Source organism: Methanoplanus limicola DSM 2279 (genome assembly GCF_000243255.1).
Classification (GTDB): domain Archaea; phylum Halobacteriota; class Methanomicrobia; order Methanomicrobiales; family Methanomicrobiaceae; genus Methanoplanus; species Methanoplanus limicola.
Window position 1 is genome coordinate 1,781,451 of the sequence record NZ_CM001436.1, and the last position, 20,939, is coordinate 1,802,389.

Sequence of the window (20,939 nt, forward strand, 5' to 3'; positions counted from 1 at the left end):
TTTTTTTAGCTTTTGATGCTATAAATACATAAATATCAGATGAAAAAAAAAGTAGCCCTGAAAACAGAATCACTTGGTGCAGACGATATTAAAAATCCGGATATTAAAGAGCTCTCATCGTGGATATCAGATCAGCGCAGGACATCCTGTGATCTGATTACATACAAAATTGAAGCTCTGCTTAAATCCCAGAATAATATTGACAGTCCCTGTACTGGTGGAATATTTTACAGAAAAAGAATTGAAGAGTCCATAGACGGTCTTAAATGCGGTTTTTTAAGGTCCGAACCTGCCCCGTTAAAGGAAGATCTTATTTATGATGCAAATAGGGCGTCAAAGATCAGGAAGAGAGCACATATGGCACTGCCGTCACCAATGTCCCTTGGAATTGAGGATGTTTACTACAAGGATCATGAGGAATTCCTGTCATCATTATGTGATATATATTCAAAAATAATGAGAGAACAGAGGGATGCAGGGATTTCAGGTCATGTCATAATAGCTGACAGATTCAGCCGGTTTGAACTTGAAGAACTGTCAAAGTACAGAACCTCCTTCTTTTCACCCTCAGCTAATGCTTCTATATTGTCTTTGATACTGGAATACCGGCAGAATATTGTAATTTATCCAAATAAAATACCGGTGCTTACAGAAATAATGAATGAATACGAGGTAAAATCCCTTACCGTTGTTGATGGTAAGAAAAATGATTTTAAGGAATTAATGAATCATTTTGACCCGGAAAATATTATCTCCGGAGGTTTTGAAAAACCCGGTAATCCGGACTACTGGAAAAAAATATCGGAATTTTCCGAATTTGAACTATAATTCATTACTACTCCGGGAAATTAATCCCTCAACTTTCAGCAGTTATATTTTCTGATTTCCGGGAGAGTATTTTGAAATATCTGCTCTTTTTTAATAGTTTAAATACCATTTTGTCTGTAAACTTAAAGTCAAAACTCCCACCGGCAGCAGGCGGATGCCCGCCTCCGTTAAACTCTTTTGCTATAAGATGGCTCACAGGTGGTTCTGATCTGATCGAAAATCTTCCGTTTTCAGAGACTATCACTTCTATATCTGTCCCCATCCTGTCACGGATTGCATGCGCAGTCTCACTCGGATAGCCATAGAGAGGAGCAAAGGCAATTTTGTATTTTCCCTGATATATCTTCGTTTTTTTAATGCTCTTCTCAATAGCTTCATTCTTTTCCTTTTCAATATGAGAATATATCTTCTCGATCTCTTCATCAATCATTATGCCTTCAGTAAGGCAGTCGCGGACATAATTCAGATTTTTCCTTTTGGTGCAGACCTCTCCGAGAATTTTTGACCTTGGATCATTATGGCGCCAGAGATCATAATCGCAGACGACCTTTGCAATCTCTGCCGATGATCTGTCTTCCGGCATCAGATCCTCAGCAACAATTCCTGTAGCACATACTGATGTGTCCACCTTAAGGTATTCAACAATACCCTCTGTTTCCTTAATCTCTTCGTCTGTCCACCTGTGATGGTCGCGCCATTCGATCTTCCACCCGTTTGAAACAGCTTTTCTGACATATCTGTCTATCCCCTTCTGATATCCAAGATCTGAGATGCTGAGGATATCTCCCTTACCTTCGGTTTCCGAGACGTTCTTCAGATTATTTATGAAGCCTCCGACTGATGACCAGATGGTAAATATATCCCTCCCGTATTTTCTTCTGTGGATTGCATCACATCCGGCAGCATCCAGATCATTGTGGGTCAGGTGGACAATACCCGTTCTTCTCTGCCTTACTGCACTGATAAATTTCTCTTTTTTATCTCTTTTTTTCTTATTGTTACCCATCTGATACTCCTGATTATTATTCTACCATATACCTGATAAAATCAGGGTTTTCCTGCAATATTCCTTTTTTGATCCCGGAAAAGATCATATCCGGAAGCTGGGTCTCCACAGCATATATTGCTCTCAGGCTTTGAAATGCGGAAATTGGGGCATGCGTGCTCAGCTGTTTACTGCGGCTCAGCCTGGAAAACCAATGCAGCATTCCGCGTTCAGGCCGGATTTGGACATTTTTCTGATGAAATAATTATCGAACAGAGATATCATATTTGATAATTCCGGTTTAAAATCAAATCATTTATTAGTTGAGACATCCCATTCTATTTGCTCACATGAGTTCGAAGCCTCAATAGCTCAGCCTGGGAGAGCGCCAGACTGAAGATCTGGTTGTCCCCGGTTCAAATCCGGGTTGAGGCATCCTGACAACATGGTTTAATGCCCTGTTGTCCGACACATTTTTCGTAAATATTTCTCTGCGTCATCCTGATCCCCGGATCATTCAGCATTTGCTTATTCACAAGATAATCATCACCAGAATTCCGGAAGACAAAATTATTCATTAAATAAATCAAAAACTGCTCTGATGAAAAACCCTTTTCATGTCATGCTGATCCCGACACTGGGATGTCCCGCAAACTGTGAGTACTGCTGGAGTTCTGATACTAATTCTCCTGTTATGCCAATTGAGACAGTTAAGGAGATTGTTGAATGGCTCAAAGACTTCAGGAAAGACGACCGGGTAACATTTACATTTCATGGGGGTGAGCCTCTGCTTGCCGGAGAGGAATTTTACAGAAAAGCCCTGCCTCTGCTTTCAGAAGGTCTGAACCATCTTAATCCAGAATTTGCCATACAGACCAATCTCTGGCTTATGACTCCTGAAATGGCAAAAATTCTTGCTGAATACAGAGTTCCTGTTGGTTCAAGTATAGACGGTCCGGAGGAGATCAATGACCTTCAGAGAGGGAAAGGCTATTACAGGAAAACGCTTGAAGGTTATAAGACTGCAATTGAAAACGGCCTTAGTGTCAGATTTATCTGCACCTTCACAAACCAGTCTGCAAAAAGAAAGGAAGATATCTTTGAATTCTTCTATGAAAACGGCCTTGTAATGAAGCTGCATCCGGCACTTCCCTCTTTAAGGGGCAGTGATCCGGATAAATGGGCGCTGCCTCCTGAGGAGTATGGTGAACTTCTGGTCTATCTTCTGGATATGTCGCTTGAGCATCTGGATGATATGGAAATTATGAATATCAGTGATCTCTGCCGTAGCGTTTTTACAAGAAGAGGAAATGTATGCACTTTTGCTGACTGCATGGGGACAACATTTGCAATAGGACCTGACGGTGCAGTTTATCCATGTTATCGCTTTGTAGGGATGCCCGAGTATGCCATGGGCAATGTTCATGACCGCCCGACAATGAAAGAACTCTCAGAATCCGCAGCCTGGAAACTTATGCACGATTTTAAGGATTATGTAGATTCTGCATGCAGTGAATGCAGGCATATCAGGTACTGCCGCGGTGGATGTCCGTATAATGCAATAGTTCCCTGTGGCGGAAAGGTTGCAGGAGTTGACCCGCATTGTCCGGCATATAAGAGAATATATGATGAAATTACTGACCGGATGGATAATGAGATGTTCAGTTCACCGCCTCCGGGAATGTCACATTTCGGCGGGATGAACGGAGATAAAGAAATTCCCGGAGTGATGTCGCTGATCAGAAAAATTGTTATGAACCAATAGGAGTTTCAGCCGGAATTTTTGCTGAACATCTCTCCCACTGAAAAGGCCCCGGCAACTCAATAATTCAAAAATAAGAAAACTCTCTTTTCATTCCAGTCTTATGAACCCATATGATATGATTAAAATTCCGGTGACCAAAAGAAAAATCGAAAATATTACACATGCCGGATTACAGTCAACTGTGAACATGCCCCCTTCTGCACCACCAAAAGAACCAATGAATCCTGCAACAGGAAAGGCAATTACAAATCCTGCAAATATAAGTGCATACCTCTTAAATGAGCCAAACAAATACCTGACAAATTCCATTATAACAACCCGTCATTCTCCACGCCCGGAAATTAAAAGGCCGAAACACAGAGCATTCTGTAAATGTATTGAGTGAATCTGCTTATAGATAAAATTATCTGAGGTTTTATTGGGTGTGACAATTATAGAATAAAATAATTATTCCGCAGATACAGCACAGGAGTAAAATGGGGACCATTATCTGTGATTATGAACTATTTACAGGATTTACAGGGGTTTTCACAGTAAATGTACTGCCTCTGCCCTTCTCTGAAGATACAAGAATTTCTCCTCCATGAAGTTCAATATATTTTTTTGCAATTGAGAGATCAAGTCCAATTCTTCCATATTCACGGCTTAATAAGCTAAGATTGTCGATATAAAACGGTTCAAATATAAGTGCCAGTGACTCAGGAGGAATCCCATTCCCATTGTCAGTAATTTCAATGAAATTGTATAATTCGTCTTTTCTGAAACTGATCTCAACGACTCTGGGGTCAGAATTATACTTCACTGCATTTGAAATAATACCGTTTAATACCTGGTAGAGTCTGTCCCGGTCCGCATATATCACTGTATTCCCGTCAATTCTGTTTAGAATATCTGCACTGTCAGAATAATGACCGATTTTAATGATTTTTTCAGCCAGTTCATGCAGTTTTATTTCAGAGATCAAAAGATTAACCGGGTAACTTTCGCATATGCCCAGCTCAAGCATTCTCTCAACAATTGCACATTCCCTCTCAACACTGCTGAGACACCTTCTGAGCATACCTGCGCTGTAATCATTCAGTCCCGAATCTTTAGGATCGTCTAAAAGGAGATTCAGATATCCTACAATAGGCTGAAGAGGTGTACGCAATTCATGAGCAGCATTATTCACAAAAAAATTCCATCTGTTCATCTCATAATTGATTCCGATATTTTTGTCTTCCTCAAATGTCTCAGAGTGGTTATCAAAGATAAATTCAACTGATCCGATAATACCAATAGTATTACCTGCTGAATCATTCAGAGGCCCTGATATGACAGAACAGGATTTTTTTAAACCGTCTGATGTGAGTATATAAGATTTAAAGGATTTTGTACTTCCCGAACTCAAGATGGAATCGGTATATTTTTTGCAGTCTTCATCTGTACAGTTACCAAGTAACTGTGACAGATATCTGCCGCATAATAGCTCTTCCCGGATGTTATTCTCCTTTGCTTTTGACCAGTGAATCTTAAATATTTTTCCGGTTTTATCAAGCATGAAGAAAATATTGTCGGATGAATCAACAAAACGCCTGAAGAGTTCTTTCTCTTCAATTGCATCTTTTTTCTCTCTCTCACTTTCTGTGATATCAATAAAGGTACACTCAATATTGTCTTCTTTGTTATTCTCAACAGATGTTACAAGAAAGATTTTTTCATCATCATCAGAACATTTTACTATAATTTTCTCATTTATTATTCCGGATTTATCTATAATTTTATCTGTTTTTGAACTTTCAAGTCCCAGATTATAGAGAAATACTGTAAGATTTTTCCCAATAATCTTATTATGGCTCTGCCCGGAAATTTTACATATTTTTGGGTTGGCATCAATTATTTTCAGATTTTTTGCATCAACAATAAGTATCCCGTTCTTTGAATTATAAAAATAACCAAAATATCTAAAATTAAAAATGCCGGAACTCTTAGCAATATATGCAGATGCAAGACCAACCCAGAGGAATAACGCAGCGTTTATTCCGGCAATAAAAGGATCGATTCTCAGACCCTGATAATAAAAATATGTTACAGCAAGCAAAAATCCTGCAATTATCAGGACTGATGCCAGGATGCCGCGTTTTGGATACCAGACCGTTATGAGAATTATTGGTATATAGTATAACTGCGGGATTAGAAATATTACGGCTTCATAGGTGCCGGAAAAACTGAACTGAAAATATATAGTTGTTATCAGAACAGAGAATATAATCAGGCAGCCTATAACCGAGAGTTTTACAACGTCCTTATGTTCAATTGAACCAAATAATCCGGACTTAGATACAACCTCTGTAAAACTCATTTATATTATATCTTAAATTATTTCTTTTAAAGTTACTGTATGTATTCACAATTGCACACCAACAATGTAGATCAAACTTATGGCTCCGGATGAAACCAATTTTATTATGACCTCCTAAAAACAAACAGAGATTTGAAATGAAACCTTTTGTTTTTGTTAACCTTGCAATGAGTGCAGACGGAAAACTCTCCACAACAGAAAGACGTCAGGTAAAAATTTCCGGAAGAAGCGATTTTCTTCGTGTTGATGAAATTAAAGCCGGAAGTGACGCAATCATGGTTGGAATCGGAACTGTCATTGCAGATGATCCATCACTAACAGTCAAATCCGAAAGGCTGAAAAAAGAGAGGACAGACCGGGGATGTGATGAAAACCCGGTCAGAATTATAATTGACAGTGAAGGCAGAACTCCGGAAAATGCTGAAATTCTTCATAAAGGGCCTGGCAGAAGGATAATCGCAGTCTCTGAAAAGGCATCAGATAAAAATCTTGAGAGATTAAGCCCTTATGCAGATATAATTGTAGCCGGGAAAGATAAAGTTGACCTTGGAGGAGTTATGGAAGCTCTCTCAGATATTGGTATAAAAAAAGTAATGGTAGAAGGCGGAGGAACTCTTATCTGGTCGTTGTTTGAAGAAAATCTGATTGATGAGTTTTACACCTGCATAGGCAGCATCATAATCGGCGGGCAGAGTGCACCCACAGCTGCGGACGGTACAGGTTTTATCAAAGAAGAAAATTTTACCAAACTTGAATTAATTGATATGGAGAAGGCTGATGATGGTGTCCTTCTCAGGTGGAGAGTAAAATGATAATATTTCCGGAATAACTCTTATAATTCCCATTTAATCCGGAAATTTACTGATCTGTAAATTATTTAAGTCTGAATTTATCCGGTTAGACCTGCCCCGTATAATCGGGCGGTATTTTACCTGTTGTCAGTTCTCTCCCTGTATTTCAGCAGTTCATCATATATCCTGTAATCTTCTCCGTTTACGTAATAAGCCTCAACCAGTATCCTGTCATCACCTTTTGTTCCTTCTTCAATGATAAGTTCTGAGTTTACATCTCCGCTGAGCTGTTTTTCAATTATTTCGCCATCTGAGAGATATGCTGTGACCTTCAGATAATCAACCATATACTGTCCAAAACCACCTCTTGAGGTTACGGTGATCACTCCGGAAATGGGATCCTTGACAGCCGCAGCATGAACCTGCAAATTGTCCGGAACAGTTTCTGTTGGCATAGGATTCAGAGAGAAACCTTCAGGAAGACCTGAAGCCTGTGTTACAGCTGACGTGGGATTATTCTCTGTTCCGGCGGTACCGGTCCGTGAAGAATCCGAACATCCTGCAGAGAGAAGAAGCACTGTAATCAGCAGTAATAGCGGGAAAATATACTTTTTGCTCATGGTTTTAAAATGAACCATATTATATTTTAAACTTACCTGCTCTCATCCATTCTTCAGGAAAGTTTTTTTTGCAGATTTACTCAATAATGAATGATGAAAATAGCAGACTGGGAAATTAAACTTGGAGTTATTCTTATATGTATTACTCTGACTGTGTATTCCTTAAAATTTATAATACTGCAAAATCCTGGAGATACAGTGAATTATATCTTCAATTCCTTTGGTTTTCTGCCGATGAATGTCCTTCTTGTAACAGTTGTGCTGAATAAACTTCTTTCTGTAAGGTCAAAAAAAGATAAAATGGATAAACTGAACATGGTCATAGGTACTTTCTTCTCAGAAGTCGGAACCGGACTGATGTCAAAGTTATCATCCGGAGATTCGGCTATTGAGGATATAAGGAAAGAACTTATCATAAAAGGGGATTTCTCAGAGGATGATTTTGAAAGAGTCAGGAAAAATATTAAATCTCACAGTTTCACAGTAAATATCTCTGACATCGATGTAATATCTCTTGAAAGCTATTTAAGCGGAAAAAGGGATTTTATGATAAGGCTCCTTGAAAATCCTGTTCTGCTTGAGCATGAAGACTTTACTGAGCTTTTAAGGGCAGTATTTCATCTTGAAGAGGAACTACAGTGCCGTGATGACTTTGCATGCCTGCCGTCCACAGATTTTGATCATCTTAACGGAGATATAAACCGTGCATATGGAAAACTTGTATTTCAGTGGCTGGATTACATGTCTCACCTTCAGGAGCGCTACCCATATCTTTTCTCCCTTATGATAAGGACAAATCCGTTTGACGATAATGCTTCCCCCGTAGTAAAATAAAAAAAAATCATTTTTTACATAAATTATTTATGTATATCCAAACCATTTCCAGACAGGAGAAAAAAGGAAATGGAACTGGATTTTTCAGTTATTATAGGAGGTAAGGCCGGGGAGGGAATCAGCAGTGCAGGGCTTACAATTGCCAGATTATTCTCCAGGCTTGGTTACTATGCATATATGGATTTTGACCATCCTTCGCTTATCAAAGGAGGGCATAACTTCTCTGTAATCAGGGCATCTGATAAAAAGACAGGTTCACTGAGAGATGAGATTGATATTCTGATCGCACTGGATAAAAATACCGTAAAAATCCACAGAAAACAGCTCAAAACGAAATCAATCCTTATTTTTGATTCTGACAGTGTAAAAAAAGTATCAGGGACAGCTGTCCCGGCAAAACAGATTGTTGAAGAATGCAGCGGAATTCCGGTTATGATAAACTCCTGCCTTCTCGGTGCATTCTGCAGAACCATCGGGCTTGAACGCGAATTCACCCTGTCAGTTCTCAGGGATGAAATGCCGGTAAAAACTGAAAAAAATCTTGAAATTGCCATGAAAGGATATGATTATCTCTCAGAATTCTGTAAAATACCGGATATATCTGAAATTTCGGGCCGGAAAAAAATATTATCCGGAAACGAAGCACTTGCACTTGGTCTTGTTTATGCCGGACTTGATGCCTACATCGCTTATCCCATGTCACCCGCTTCCGGTATCCTGCACTTCCTCGCCGGAAATTCAGATAATTTCGGGATAAAGGTTATACATCCCGAAGGGGAGATCGCTGCTGTATTAATGGCAGAAGGCTTTGCATGTGCCGGCAGGAGGGCTGCAACCGGAACCTCCGGGGGTGGGTTCTGCCTGATGACAGAAGGACTTAGCTATGCCGGAATTGCTGAAATTCCCCTGGTTATAGTTCTGGCACAGCGGCAGTCTCCAGGCACCGGAGCACCGACGTATAATGCACAGAGTGATCTCTTATTTGCATCATATGCAGGACATGGTGAATTCCCCCGTTTTGTCGTTGCGCCTGCAAATTCTTCACAGGCATTCTCATGGTCCCGTCTTGCTATGGATATTGCCTGGGATTTTCAGATACCGGCAATTATTCTGATGGACAGAACCGTATGTGAGGGCATTTACACATTTGAATTTGATCTCTCTTCAGCCGGTAAAATTTCAGAAAATAAAACTCTCTCAGAATCCTCTGTTATCAATTCCGTTCCGGATGATTCCAGATATGAAAGATATGCTGATTCAGAAGACGGAATCTCCCCATTTGCCCCATTAGGAACAAAAAATGCAGTGGTCAAAATTAATGGAAAGACACATTTTTGTTCCGGAATTTCAACAGGAGATCCTGAAATGCTGCAATGGCTTGCTGACAAAAGAGAGAAGAAAGAAAACGCCCTCAGGTCAGCAGTTGAGAAAATAAAGTGCATACATACAGGGGGAATGGTAAATTCTGAGACTGCACTGGTATGCTGGGGTTCTTTGTCAATGCTCTGTGAGGAAGTCTCTGAAAAGTTAGCCTTAAAGTTTATACAGCCGGTTGTTATGGTTCCCTTCCCTGAAAAAGAGATGAAAAAAGAATTTTCAGGGGTTAAAAAAATAATTGTTGCCGAGGATAATTCAACCGGACAACTATCCCTGATATTAAAAGGGATGGGAATTCATGCAGACATACAGATCCTCAGTTACAGAGGCAGACAGATGACTGTTGAAGAACTTTACTCAAAAATATCGGAGGTGCTGTAAATGGACAGAAACCTGATTACGACTGAACAGAACACATGGTGTATGGGCTGCGGAAATTTCTCAATTGAACACAGCCTGAAAGAGGTTTTCGCAGATATGGCAGATGAAAGTGAAAACCTCAATAAAGTTGTTCTCGTCGCCGGAATAGGGTGCCATGGTAAAATTGCGGATTATCTGAACGTAAATACAGTATATTCACTTCACGGGCGTGCAATTCCCTTCGCAACCGGAATTAAACTTGCAAACAATAATCTCAGGGTTATCTGCTGTGTCGGGGACGGAGATACCTATGCAGAGGGTCTTGAACATCTCATATTTGCTGCAAAAAGAAATCTTGACATTACAGTTATTGTTCATGACAACCGGGTATATGGCCTGACAACAGGGCAGTACACGCCCACCTCACCATATCATTTTAAGGGCCGGTCTACACCGGTTGGTTCTCCTGAAAGGCCGGTTAATCCCATGAGTCTGATGCTTGTCAGCGGCGCCACATATATTGCCAGAGGTTATTCCGGGAGAAAAGACCATCTCGCCGGACTTATCAGAGCAGGCATCGGACATAAAGGATTTTCATATATCGAAGTGCTCCAGATATGTGCAAGTTATTTTAATATGACTGATGTCTATGAGGAGAAGGTGAAATTCCATAATAATCAGAATCTTTCATCTTATTCCGGTGCAGAAGAGATAATCAGACTATGGAATTATAATGGCGGTGAAGAAATACCACTGGGAGAATTTTATCAGGTCAGTAAATCTGTATACGAAGATGAATTCTCCCCCTTCTCTGACACAGATACCAGAAAGAATTCTGTAAAAGAGTTTATGGAGAAAATCTGACAATTCAGCCGGAGTGTAACTTTATTTGACCGGATTTCAGGGACTGATTATCTATGACTGTCTGATTTTTACCGGATATAATTCCGGTGGAAAATTTATTATATCTTCGCGCTCAATCAGGAAATAAAAGGGAAAAGAGGCGTAATAAAAATGGCAATGAATCCAAAAATTGAGAAAGAGCTTAACGAACAGATCATGTGGGAACTTTATTCATCCTATATGTATCTCTCAATGTCATCCTGGTATGAATCCATAGGCCTTAAGGGCTTTGCAAACTGGGAATCTGTTCAGGCTCAGGAAGAACTTGAGCATGCAATGAAATTTTACAGTTATATGATTTCAAGAGGTGGGAGGGTAAAACTCCAGGCAATAAAAGAACCCCCAACAGAATGGGCATCACCCCTTGATGCATTTGAGGCATCCCTTGAGCATGAAAAATTTGTAACTTCAAGAATAAATCTTCTGGTTGAACTTGCTATTGAAGAGAGAGATCATCCGACAAATAATATGCTTCAGTGGTATGTTGATGAACAGGTTGAAGAGGAGGCAAATGCTGAAGAGATCCTGAATCAACTAAGACTTATGGGTTCTCAGGGAAACTCCAGCCTTCTTTACATGCTTGATAAGGAACTTGCAACAAGAGTTTATACACCACCTGCAACGGATAAAAAGAACTGAATTCAGAATAAGAATTACCGCTCTGCTGATAAGTTGGGACAACTCATAATACCCAACAATAACCGGTAAACCGGATAATTCAATATTTTACCCTGTATTTCCAGGACATATCTGATATTTTCCGCAACTATCCCAATTCATCCATAATTATATTGCACCACCCATATATTACTTAATTTGGGTTTGTCCATCAATATTGTCACTACTTTTTCAGATAGTGCCGGATAATCAGAAACATTGCCGCATATGAAAAACCGTTATTTCCCCGGGTAATTTCATATAATTTTAAGGTTACTCAGGTATAATAAAAAAGAATAATTTCGGAGTATATTTCAGTGACAGGTCAGTTTGTTCCAAAAAAAGTGTTTTTCACGTCCGGCGCAGGTTCTCACCCTGACAAACTTACATCTTTTGAGATGGCATTAAGAGAAGCGTCAATACATTGCTACAACCTTGTAGAAGTCAGTTCAATTCTACCCCCAAAATGCAGGATTGTATCAAAAGAGGAAGGAATAAAAATGTTATTCCCCGGCAGTATTACGTTTACCGTACTATCCCGTCTTTCATCAAATGAAGCGGGAAAAAGAATAACAGCATCGGTTGGAATGGCAATTCCACGCGATGTTGAAAAAGACTGGGGATATTTTGCGGAATACCACAGTTTTGACGAAAGTAAAGAGGTTGCAGGTGCATATGCAGAAAAGATCGCAGACAATATGTACAGGAGTATTTCTGATAAAGTACCTGAGAAAACCATGAACAGGACAAAATCAACAGTTGTAAATGATAACGGCGACTGGTCCACAACTCTTGCAGCTGCTGTTTTTATAATGGAATAAGACCTGCATTAATCTTAATTATACTTTTTTTTAGGCACTTAAAAATAATACACACAGTTACATAATGACAACATATGTTATCCGCTGTATTTGCGTATTCAGGATTTATATGAATTAAAAACCCAATATAAAATACTGCCGGAACTCTCAGGTTTCCCAAAAATAAATATTATGATTTATTATTTATAACTGCTGAATTAATACGATCTTGCAACAAGTGCCGGCTTTCCGGCTTTTTTACAGATTATACATTCGCCTTCAGCATCACTGATATATTCAGACCTTATCTCACTGCCAAGAATGCTTACGTTTAATCTTTTTTCTATCTCATTGGCGCAGGATTCACATCCGCACCACTGAACAACTGCAACACCGTCTTCAACAGCTTTTCCGGCCTCATCAAGAGTATCCGCTTTTCTGATCTTCTCTTTTACAGTCTCCTCAGCTCTGTTACGGAGACTCTCAGCAAAAGCATCAAGACTTTTCCTTACATCTTCAGTAATATTCTCACGGCTCAGACTGGCCTTCTCTCCCAGGCGGTTTGCCGACATAACAACATTATTGTCAATATCTCTGGGGCCTAATTCAAGCCTCAGGGGAACACCCTTCATCTCCCAGTGGTAATACTTTGCACCAGGCCTCAGTGGCCTGTCATCAATCCTTACCCTGAGTCCTGCTTCCTTTAACTCCTTCTCAAGAGCTTTTGCAGATTCCAGAATTTCATCAGCCCTCTTCTTCATAATAATCGGGACAATGACGACCTGGACAGGTGCCATCTCAGGCGGAAGAACAAGACCTTTGTCATCTCCGTGAACTGATATAAGTGCCGCTATACACCTCTCCGATATTCCATAGCAGGTCTGGAATGCAGGCTTCTGTTCCCCATTCTCATCCTCAAAACTGATGTCAAAGGTCTTTGAGAAATTATCACCGAGATGATGAACAGTGCCGACCTGAAGCGTTCTTCCGTCCGGCATAACCGCATCGGTTGCCATGGTGTAATCCGCGCCCGGAAATTTATCCCAGTCCGGCCTTTTAGAGATAATCACCGGAACACAGAGCCTTCTGTAAAACTCAGTGTAGAGAGCAACAGCATCTTCAACCTGATCCTTTGCATCATCCCATGTTGCATGGACGGTGTGCGCCTCTTTAAACGATGTTATCTCACGCAGGCGAATAAGGGGCCTGGTATGCTTAGTCTCATACCTGAACGTATTAACAATCTGGTACAGCCTTAACGGAAGGTCAGCATGTGATCTCACCCACAGCGCATACATAGGATAGATTGCAGTTTCACTTGTCGGCCTTAATGCAAGAGGTACATCAAGTTCAGATGTTCCGCCATGAGTAACCCAGTATACCTCCTCCTCAAAGCCCTTGATATGCTCAGCCTCCTTCATGAATTCGTTTTCAGGAATTAAAAGCGGGAAAAGAGTTTCTTCATGATCCCTGTCAAGAAGTTCTCTTAATGCTGAATATACAGCCTTTCGGACTGCAAAACCATGCGGGTACCAGACATAAACCCCTTTAACAGGGTATCTGACGTCCATTACCTCGGCGCGCCAGAGTATTTCATTGTACCATTCGCTGAATGTTTCTTTTGAAGGCAGTGTGCCCTTCTCTTCGGACATTTATGAAAAACTCCTAAATACTAACTAAATTTATGATTTGAGGCGTAATAAATGCCTCTGTGAATGCCGCTGCAATAAGAAGCGGTATAACTGTCATAACAAATATCTTCCCAAGTCTCCTGGCTTCAGCTGCTGCATCACCACTCCCCCTGAATTCTCTCCAGAGGGATTCTGACAGTATAAATCCAAGTCCTGCTGCCGTTATGAATGCCGGAATTTCAAATATTCCATGTGGAACTATCCCGGCAAAAACAACCGGAAGGCCCTTTTCAGTCATTGTAAACTGAAGGATAAAACCAACGATAATTCCGTTAGTCATGAGTATAAACATCGTAACAATGCCAAAAGTTGCACCGCCGATGAAGAGAAGAATTGATGCTTCCGTATTATTAATAAAGAGATTAAGAGCCAGCAGGGCATCATTGTCAGTTAAAATCGGCAGGAATATATTCTGACTTATAGTTTCAATCATCGCCTTACCGGATTCGGGATTCTGCGAGAATGCAAGTGCTCCGAATATGAAAAATAATACAAAAAGAGAGAGAGAAAACAGAAATGCTCTCTTCAGATTCCCTTCAAACATAAAGAATCATCCTGACCATATCCCTGATTCCAGGTGCCATTCCGACCATTATCATTGCAAGAATTATCAGATGCCAGAGCGCTTTGTTTCCTTCTTTCCTGTACATCTCAAGGATATATATCGCAGGAATTACCACAACAAGTTTAAGCCCGAACATGGAAAATGCGGTTCCGGTTGCATCAATCAGAGCAGAACCGACAACATGCTGCTCAACATATGCCATCTCATGCAGATCAATACCAAAACTTGTTGCGCTTGCATCAAGCAGATGCCCGAATATCAGCAGTTTGTACAGGATATCGGACGCAAAATCCCATTTAAATACATATCTTATCACTAACCAGACTGCTGCCGATGATGCAAAAGCCATAGCCAGAATGATAACCATCACAGATATGTGAATTTCTGACTGTGTTATTCCATACCAGACAAGCGGAATTAGTGAAGCAATAACAGCGATTATACCTCCGGCTGCAAAACCCTGAGTATACCTCCTGATTATCCCCTTTGATTCCAGGGTCCGCGATATTATCAGGACAATTATAGCATAAAAGAATATTGCAAAAAATATCACCGGAGTTATCAGCAGGATATACCACGGGTACGGAATAATCCCTGTATCCTCTACAACTCTTAGCGTGCCTCCAAGTACAACATAGGGAATTACTGCAAGAATAAAATCCCTGTCAATTGAGATCCCTGTCCTTTCAAGCCATCTGTACACCAGATATACCGACAGTATCAGTATCAGGGCGTAGGTAAGGGTGTCAACAATTGTATAGGCCTCACCGTTCACAATCGGACCTACATAATATTTGTATATAAAATCCCCTATCATTTATTGATAAAATAATGAGCGCAGAAGGTATAAAAGTACTCAAAAAACCGCAATTTGACAAATCCAAATGGCTTCAGATGCCACGTGATGTCATAATCGGTCATGATTCAATAGAACAGATCCCAAAAGTCTGTGAAGATCTGAGAACCGGCAATTCTGCGTTGATAATCTCCGGCAGAAATACCATGAAAGCCGCAGGAGGGCGTGTTCTGGACCTTTTGGAAGACAAGTATGACGTATCGGTTTTTACAATTGATTCAATTTCAGAACAGAGCATAGCTGATGCTGAAGATGCCGCATCCGGTTCAGACTTTCTGATAGGTGTGGGCGGAGGAAAACCGATAGATGTGGCTAAAATTGCTTCATATAATCTTAACAGACATTTCATCAGCGTCCCTACAGCAGCATCACATGACGGAATAGCCTCCTCGCGTGCATCAGTGCCGATTGAGGGAGGGAGAGTATCACTTGATGCGCACCCACCCATTGCAATTGTAGCAGATACAGCAATCGTATCAAAGGCTCCACACAGACTTACTGCATCAGGATGCGCCGATGTCATCTCCAATTATACAGCCATTCTCGACTGGGAACTGGCGCACAGGCTCAGGGGAGAAGTCATAAGTGAATATGCCATTGCGCTCTCTAAGATGACCGCAGAGATACTTGTAAAAAATGCCAATGTGATAAAACCCGGTTCTGAAGAAGGGGCATGGATGGTTCTAAAGGCACTCTTCTCATCCGGAATTGCAATGAGTATCGGAGGTTCATCAAGACCTGCTAGCGGCGGTGAGCACAAATTCAGCCACGCTCTGGACATACTGTCTCCGGATACCGGCCTTCACGGTGAACAGTGCGGAATAGGTTCTATAATGACGATGTATCTGCACGGCGGCGACTGGCGGTGGATCAGAAATTCCCTTCGCGCAATAGGTGCACCTGTAACTCCAAAAGAACTCGGCATTGATGATGAAGTGGCAGTTGAGGCACTAATGATGGCAAGAACAATACGCCCGGAAAGATTTACTGTTCTTGATATGGGTCTTGAAAGAGACTGTGCTGTAAAACTTGTAAAAATGCTTTATAAGGATTAAATTCTATTAGAAATCAGGTATGGATAAAATACGTCTGCTTAAAGGGAGTAACTGAAATATGTCTGAAAATGCTGTAATTATTACACTGATTGGTAAAAACCTCGCAAAAATGGGTCTTGAATTTATTTATAAAGGTGAGCTTGAAAAATGCGAAGGTTGCAGAATGTTTAAGGTCTGTAACAATCTGGTACCAAAAAGGAGATATCGCATTGTCGGACTTAGAGGAAATACAGTTCATTCCTGCAATATACATAACTCCGGAGTCTGCGCTATAGAAGTGATTGAACCTCCGGTCATTGCACTTATTGAATCAAAGCGGGCAATTCCCAAATCAGAAATAATATTCAATCAGACATGCCCGAATCTCACATGCAGCCTCTATGATATCTGTTTCCCGGAAGGTGTGATTGAAGGTGAGCGATATCAGGTATCAGGAGTTTTTGAGGAGAATGACCAGCCATGCGCGATGAGCCGGAAGTTAAGAAAAGTAGAGCTTACTCCGATCTGAAAGAAAAACGTCATTTTGGTTGTAAAACTCAGAAATATCTACCCAAGGTTCAATATTTATTTCCACCTCAAAAATTATTTTTCGGAGGCATCTGCAAGTTGAAAAGCAGTTTTTAGAATCTCTTCCCTGATTTTCAGACTGGACAGCCACCTTTCCGGGATGGAATCACAGCCATATTCAGCGCCACACAATGCACCGGTGACTGCAGCTATAGTATCTGTATCTCCCCCGATTGACACAGCATCCGAGACTGACTCCTCAAATGAATTTCCCTGCATAAAAAAAGCGAGTGCGCAGTGCGTTGTATCCAGCGCATCAATGGACGGGGTGAGTTCTCTTCTCTTAATCTTTGAGAGTTCTCCCAGAACCTCTTCATTTCTGCATCCGGAGAGTGCGAGATAATAAGCCTCCCTCCTGCCGCGGCCCCTGCACATACAGCTAATCATCATATTTACAAAAGCCGAGCATTCACAGGCGACCGGGTGGTAATGTGTCATCTGTGAATATAGAATACTCATTGTCCTGACTTTATCAGGCCCGAAGAAAATACCCACCGGCGCACCCCTCATAACACTGCCGTTTGTCCTGCCGCCTCCTGAATCGTAAACCTCTTTTGAGATGCGAAATGCAGATTTGCCCGCTAATACGGCTTCAAACACCCTTGCAGATGTAGGACCGAATAATTTTCTGTGAATCCTGAAACTTTCAGCCATGAAGAGCGCAGTTTCGTCATAGGCAAGTTTTCTATGCTTGATTAACGATTTAGCGACAGATAAGGCCTGATATGTATCATCCGTAACCTCTCCTCCCCTCAGATTATGAACACCCCCGGAAATAATATCAGATACAGGCTTATTTTCTGGTTTTAAGCCCTCAAAGGCTGCACCTAACGCATCCCCCACAGATAAACCTACAAGTGACCCCGCTTTTTTCATTATCTCAGATATAAACCTCACCAATAAATTATATGTGGTTTCGGCTGAACTAAATCTTAAGGATTGGTGATCTAGTGCAGAAAGAGGAATTACTACATCTACACATGCTTTTAGTTCAGGTAAAAAAATATTATGAGTCAACAAACTGTGATGAGATTCTGACCGAGAGATATGATAATCTGAAAATATCACCGGTTCATATTCACAAAAACAAAATCTGCCATAAAGAGGCTATTTTGACTCTTGGTGACGAACTTGTCGGATATATTCAGAGCAGAAGTGTGCCCACAGTTGAATACTCACCGGGTGCAGGTTCAGAAGAGGTTGCTGTTGAACACTGACCCAAAAAATCAGGATTTTGTTTTAAGGGAATTAATCTCCCGAATTTTATCGGAAGCCAGAGATTCTTCAGATGTTCCCGGGATAAAAACATCTGTTGCTAAAAAATACAGGCTTCATACTATCCCGCGCAATTCAGAGATATTTTCTTCTGCAACTGAGGTTGAGAAGGAACTTTTAAGGCCTTTTGTTCAGGTTAAGCCCTCACGAACTATCTCAGGGGTAGCGCCCGTGGCAGTTATGACTTCGCCGCATTCATGCCCTCACGGGATATGTCTGCCATGTCCGGGAGGTCCGGACCATCCGTTTAAATCTCCCCAGAGTTATACCGGAGAGGAACCGGCGGCTTTGAGGGGCAGGCAGCTTGAATACGACCCTTATAATCAGGTTCAGGCAAGGCTTAAACAGTTTGAGATACTTGGCCATCACATTGACAAAGCCGAGTTAATTGTGATGGGCGGCACTATGACTGCAAGAGACTCTGAATATCAGGAATGGTTTATGAGGTCATGTATTCGGGCAATGAACGAATATAATTCTGATAACAGAGGAGACATATTCACATTCGAAGAACTTTGCAGAGAGAATGAATCCTCCGGGGTACGATGCATTGCAGTAACCTTTGAAACAAGACCTGACTGGTGCAAAAAAGAGCATATTGACAGAATGCTCACACTTGGAGTGACAAAAGTTGAAATCGGTGTGCAGCAGACTAATGACAGGATACTGGACTTCAACAGGAGGGGACACAAAGTAAGTGATTCCATAGAGGCTAACAGACTCCTGCGCGATGCCGGAATTAAGGTTGGTTTTCACATCATGCCAAACCTCCCATCAGCAACGATTGATGACGACATAAAGATGTTTGACACGCTCTTTACCGATGAGGGTTTCTGTCCCGACTTTCTGAAGATATATCCCACACTTGTGACTCCCGGTTCAGAGATAGAGGATATGTGGACGAAAGGAAGTTACGATGTCTATGACGAGGATAAACTCATTGATCTTGTGGCTTATGGGAAATCACGCCTTCCGGAATATGTACGCCTGCAGAGAGTTCAGCGCGACATACCTGCAAAGCTGATTGTAGCCGGATCGCACTTCAGCAATTTCAGACAGCTTGCAGGCAGCAGACTGACTGAAAGGGGTGGAAAGTGCCGCTGCATAAGATGCAGGGAAGCCGGAAGGAACAGAATTGATGAAGAGCCGCATATTGAGATTACTGAGTATCCATGCTGCGGAGGCAGGGAATTTTTTATTCAGTTCACCGCAAGTGATGCACTCATTGGTTTTGCAAGGCTGCGGTTTCCGTACATGCCCTGGAGAGATGAGCTTAAAGACGCAGCACTTCTCAGGGAACTTCATGTATATGGTTCTGTTGTGCCGATATCCGGTTCTGCCGGAGAGAATGAATGGCAGCATAAGAGTTTTGGTGACCGGCTCCTTAAATATGCAGAGAGTATTGCAGCAGAGAATGGTTACGGAAAGATTGCCGTAATGAGCGGAATCGGCGTAAGGCCATACTACATGAAAAGGGGCTACATAAGAAACGGTCCATATATGGAAAAGGAGATCAGATGAATGCTGCAACTCTGGAGTATTTAAAACAGAATTTTTATAACCATTATAAAAAAGCCACCATAGAAGTTCCTCCGGCCATTGAACAGCGTGAATGGGGTTTCATCTTTTTTGATACCTCCGATGATGTAAGAATGAGGCGCCACATATCATTCAGTTCAAAACCTGAAGTTGAGAATTATCTCCATGCAATGATTCCGCGCCACGTCTATCATTCTACAGCATACTACCGTACTCCCTCAGCAGGAACAATGACTGATAAGGAATGGTGCGGGGCAGATCTTATATTTGATCTCGATGCCGACCACATAGTCCGGGGCGCATATGACATGATGCTTGCGCGTGTGAAGGAAGAGGTATTCAAACTAATTGCCATACTGCGCGATGAACTTGGATTCTCAGAGAAGGATATGTTCCTTGTCTTCTCCGGAGGAAGAGGATATCACATCCACATCAGAAACCTTGAGGTATTGGGCTGGAACAGTGCTGAGAGGCGTGAGATTGTAGATTATGTCTGCGGGACAGGGATTGACCCCCAGATTATGCTGAAGTCCCACACAACCGGCTCAGGATGGCCTGAGAGGTACAGAGAATCCCTTGCTGAATACCTGTGCCTGCTCTCTTCCGGAGAAAAAAAGTGTGCAGTTAAAAAAATTGGCGCACTTCGCGGAATTGGTGAAAAATCTGCTTCAGCATTTATTGAGTCCATGCCGGCATTATCAAAGGCGCTGAAATCAGGCAGAAGCGACATTATAATCTCAGAGACTCAGAAAAAAATTCTGGAGGCTCTTAAATCTGATTCAGCCGAATATAGGGAAATTTTTGATAAAAGGGCAGTTTTAACCGATGAACCGGTTACAACCGACATCAAACGCCTTATACGAATGCCCGGATCGCTTCATGGCGGAAGTTCAATGAGGGTTGTACCAATGCCGGTTTCTGAACTTTCAGGGTTTGATCCTCTGACTGATGCAGTTGTGTTTGGTGATGATGATATAATTGTAGATGCTAAATTTCCTGTGACAATGCCTATACTCGGGAATAAATATTCCCTGGATAAAGGATTAAACAGAGTACCCGAAGCACTTGCCCTGTTCCTCTGCGCAAGAGGAATTGCTGAGTTTTCGGGCGCCAGAAGATAAATTACCGGT

The 20,939-nt window shown here is 41.4% G+C and carries 21 protein-coding genes and 1 tRNA gene; 15 read left to right on the plus strand and 7 right to left on the minus strand.

Features of this window, described 5'->3' with window-relative positions; genetic code table 11:
* The first annotated feature begins 39 nt into the window (after positions 1-39).
* A complete protein-coding gene (locus METLIM_RS08555) occupies positions 40-828 on the plus strand; it encodes a hypothetical protein (RefSeq protein ID WP_004077693.1) in 789 nt (262 codons plus the stop codon).
* Between the two features lie 28 nt (positions 829-856).
* Here the strand turns inward: METLIM_RS08555 and METLIM_RS08560 are convergent, their stop codons facing one another.
* A complete protein-coding gene (locus tag METLIM_RS08560) occupies positions 857-1,834 on the minus strand; it encodes a DHH family phosphoesterase (protein WP_004077695.1) in 978 nt (325 codons plus the stop codon).
* A gap of 340 nt (positions 1,835-2,174) precedes the next feature.
* Here METLIM_RS08560 and METLIM_RS08565 point away from each other — a divergent pair.
* From METLIM_RS08565 to METLIM_RS16605, 3 genes are all read left to right on the plus strand, one after another.
* Positions 2,175-2,248 (plus strand) — tRNA-Phe (locus METLIM_RS08565).
* Positions 2,249-2,414: 166 nt separating this feature from the next.
* Positions 2,415-3,578 carry a TIGR04083 family peptide-modifying radical SAM enzyme gene (locus METLIM_RS08570; RefSeq protein ID WP_004077697.1) on the plus strand — a complete coding sequence of 388 codons (1,164 nt, stop codon included), beginning with the start codon at positions 2,415-2,417 and terminating at the stop codon, positions 3,576-3,578.
* Positions 3,579-3,693: 115 nt separating this feature from the next.
* The gene (locus METLIM_RS16605) at positions 3,694-3,963 is read left to right on the plus strand and encodes a hypothetical protein (protein ID WP_157202267.1); all 270 of its coding nucleotides are present in this window, start codon (positions 3,694-3,696) and stop codon (positions 3,961-3,963) included.
* Between the two features lie 111 nt (positions 3,964-4,074).
* On the opposite strand, the gene METLIM_RS08580 is transcribed toward METLIM_RS16605, so the two are convergent.
* Complete coding sequence (locus METLIM_RS08580; RefSeq protein WP_004077702.1) at positions 4,075-5,919, minus strand: sensor histidine kinase; 1,845 nt, start codon at positions 5,917-5,919, stop codon at positions 4,075-4,077.
* Positions 5,920-6,056: 137 nt separating this feature from the next.
* Between METLIM_RS08580 and METLIM_RS08585 the strand changes: the two genes are divergently transcribed.
* Positions 6,057-6,731: a 2,5-diamino-6-(ribosylamino)-4(3H)-pyrimidinone 5'-phosphate reductase gene (locus METLIM_RS08585; RefSeq protein WP_004077704.1), complete on the plus strand. Its 675-nt coding sequence runs from the start codon at positions 6,057-6,059 to the stop codon at positions 6,729-6,731.
* Positions 6,732-6,847: 116 nt separating this feature from the next.
* Here METLIM_RS08585 and METLIM_RS08590 read toward each other — a convergent pair whose 3' ends face one another.
* Complete coding sequence (locus METLIM_RS08590) at positions 6,848-7,330, minus strand: hypothetical protein (protein WP_004077706.1); 483 nt, start codon at positions 7,328-7,330, stop codon at positions 6,848-6,850.
* Positions 7,331-7,420: 90 nt separating this feature from the next.
* Between METLIM_RS08590 and METLIM_RS08595 the strand changes: the two genes are divergently transcribed.
* The 5 genes from METLIM_RS08595 to METLIM_RS08615 all read left to right on the plus strand — a co-directional run bounded on the left by METLIM_RS08595 (position 7,421) and on the right by METLIM_RS08615 (position 12,282).
* On the plus strand, positions 7,421-8,164 hold the full coding sequence (locus METLIM_RS08595) for a hypothetical protein (protein WP_245543516.1): 744 nt from the start codon (positions 7,421-7,423) through the stop codon (positions 8,162-8,164).
* Positions 8,165-8,233: 69 nt separating this feature from the next.
* On the plus strand, positions 8,234-9,922 hold the full coding sequence (locus tag METLIM_RS08600) for a 2-oxoacid:acceptor oxidoreductase subunit alpha (RefSeq protein ID WP_004077710.1): 1,689 nt from the start codon (positions 8,234-8,236) through the stop codon (positions 9,920-9,922).
* Positions 9,923-10,765 (plus strand): thiamine pyrophosphate-dependent enzyme, encoded by an 843-nt coding sequence (locus tag METLIM_RS08605; RefSeq protein WP_004077712.1) that lies wholly within the window; start codon positions 9,923-9,925, stop codon positions 10,763-10,765.
* Between the two features lie 150 nt (positions 10,766-10,915).
* Entirely contained in the window at positions 10,916-11,443 is a 528-nt protein-coding gene (locus tag METLIM_RS08610) for a ferritin (protein WP_004077715.1), read from the plus strand.
* A 335-nt stretch (positions 11,444-11,778) separates the two neighbouring features.
* The gene (locus METLIM_RS08615; RefSeq protein ID WP_004077717.1) at positions 11,779-12,282 is read left to right on the plus strand and encodes a pyruvoyl-dependent arginine decarboxylase; all 504 of its coding nucleotides are present in this window, start codon (positions 11,779-11,781) and stop codon (positions 12,280-12,282) included.
* Positions 12,283-12,479: 197 nt separating this feature from the next.
* Here the strand turns inward: METLIM_RS08615 and proS are convergent, their stop codons facing one another.
* Genes proS through METLIM_RS08630 form a run of 3 tightly spaced genes read right to left on the minus strand, consistent with a single transcriptional unit; the run spans position 12,480 to position 15,334 of the window.
* Complete coding sequence (gene proS, locus METLIM_RS08620) at positions 12,480-13,913, minus strand: proline--tRNA ligase (RefSeq protein WP_004077718.1); 1,434 nt, start codon at positions 13,911-13,913, stop codon at positions 12,480-12,482.
* Positions 13,914-13,926: 13 nt separating this feature from the next.
* A complete protein-coding gene (locus METLIM_RS08625; protein ID WP_004077720.1) occupies positions 13,927-14,496 on the minus strand; it encodes a stage II sporulation protein M in 570 nt (189 codons plus the stop codon).
* Positions 14,489-15,334, minus strand: a complete 846-nt coding sequence (locus METLIM_RS08630) for a DUF63 family protein (protein ID WP_004077722.1) — start codon at positions 15,332-15,334, stop codon at positions 14,489-14,491. The genes METLIM_RS08625 and METLIM_RS08630 overlap by 8 nt, the downstream gene beginning before the upstream one ends.
* 14 nt (positions 15,335-15,348) lie before the next feature.
* Between METLIM_RS08630 and METLIM_RS08635 the strand changes: the two genes are divergently transcribed.
* Together METLIM_RS08635 and METLIM_RS08640 are read left to right on the plus strand one after the other, a co-directional pair.
* Positions 15,349-16,428 (plus strand): NAD(P)-dependent glycerol-1-phosphate dehydrogenase, encoded by a 1,080-nt coding sequence (locus METLIM_RS08635; RefSeq protein WP_004077724.1) that lies wholly within the window; start codon positions 15,349-15,351, stop codon positions 16,426-16,428.
* 58 nt (positions 16,429-16,486) lie between these two features.
* A complete protein-coding gene (locus METLIM_RS08640) occupies positions 16,487-16,936 on the plus strand; it encodes a UPF0179 family protein (RefSeq protein ID WP_004077726.1) in 450 nt (149 codons plus the stop codon).
* Between the two features lie 74 nt (positions 16,937-17,010).
* Here METLIM_RS08640 and METLIM_RS08645 read toward each other — a convergent pair whose 3' ends face one another.
* Positions 17,011-17,871, minus strand: coding sequence for an ADP-ribosylglycohydrolase family protein (locus tag METLIM_RS08645; protein ID WP_004077728.1), 861 nt, complete (start codon positions 17,869-17,871; stop codon positions 17,011-17,013).
* A gap of 74 nt (positions 17,872-17,945) precedes the next feature.
* Here METLIM_RS08645 and METLIM_RS08650 point away from each other — a divergent pair, with 74 nt between their 5' ends.
* The 3 genes from METLIM_RS08650 to priS are packed head-to-tail and all read left to right on the plus strand — an operon-like array spanning position 17,946 to position 20,930.
* Positions 17,946-18,212, plus strand: coding sequence for a UPF0058 family protein (locus tag METLIM_RS08650; RefSeq protein ID WP_083824947.1), 267 nt, complete (start codon positions 17,946-17,948; stop codon positions 18,210-18,212).
* The gene (locus METLIM_RS08655) at positions 18,202-19,791 is read left to right on the plus strand and encodes a tRNA uridine(34) 5-carboxymethylaminomethyl modification radical SAM/GNAT enzyme Elp3 (protein WP_004077734.1); all 1,590 of its coding nucleotides are present in this window, start codon (positions 18,202-18,204) and stop codon (positions 19,789-19,791) included. The genes METLIM_RS08650 and METLIM_RS08655 overlap by 11 nt, the downstream gene beginning before the upstream one ends.
* A complete protein-coding gene (gene priS, locus METLIM_RS08660) occupies positions 19,788-20,930 on the plus strand; it encodes a DNA primase catalytic subunit PriS (protein WP_004077736.1) in 1,143 nt (380 codons plus the stop codon). The genes METLIM_RS08655 and priS overlap by 4 nt, the downstream gene beginning before the upstream one ends.
* The last annotated feature ends 9 nt before the right edge of the window (positions 20,931-20,939 follow it).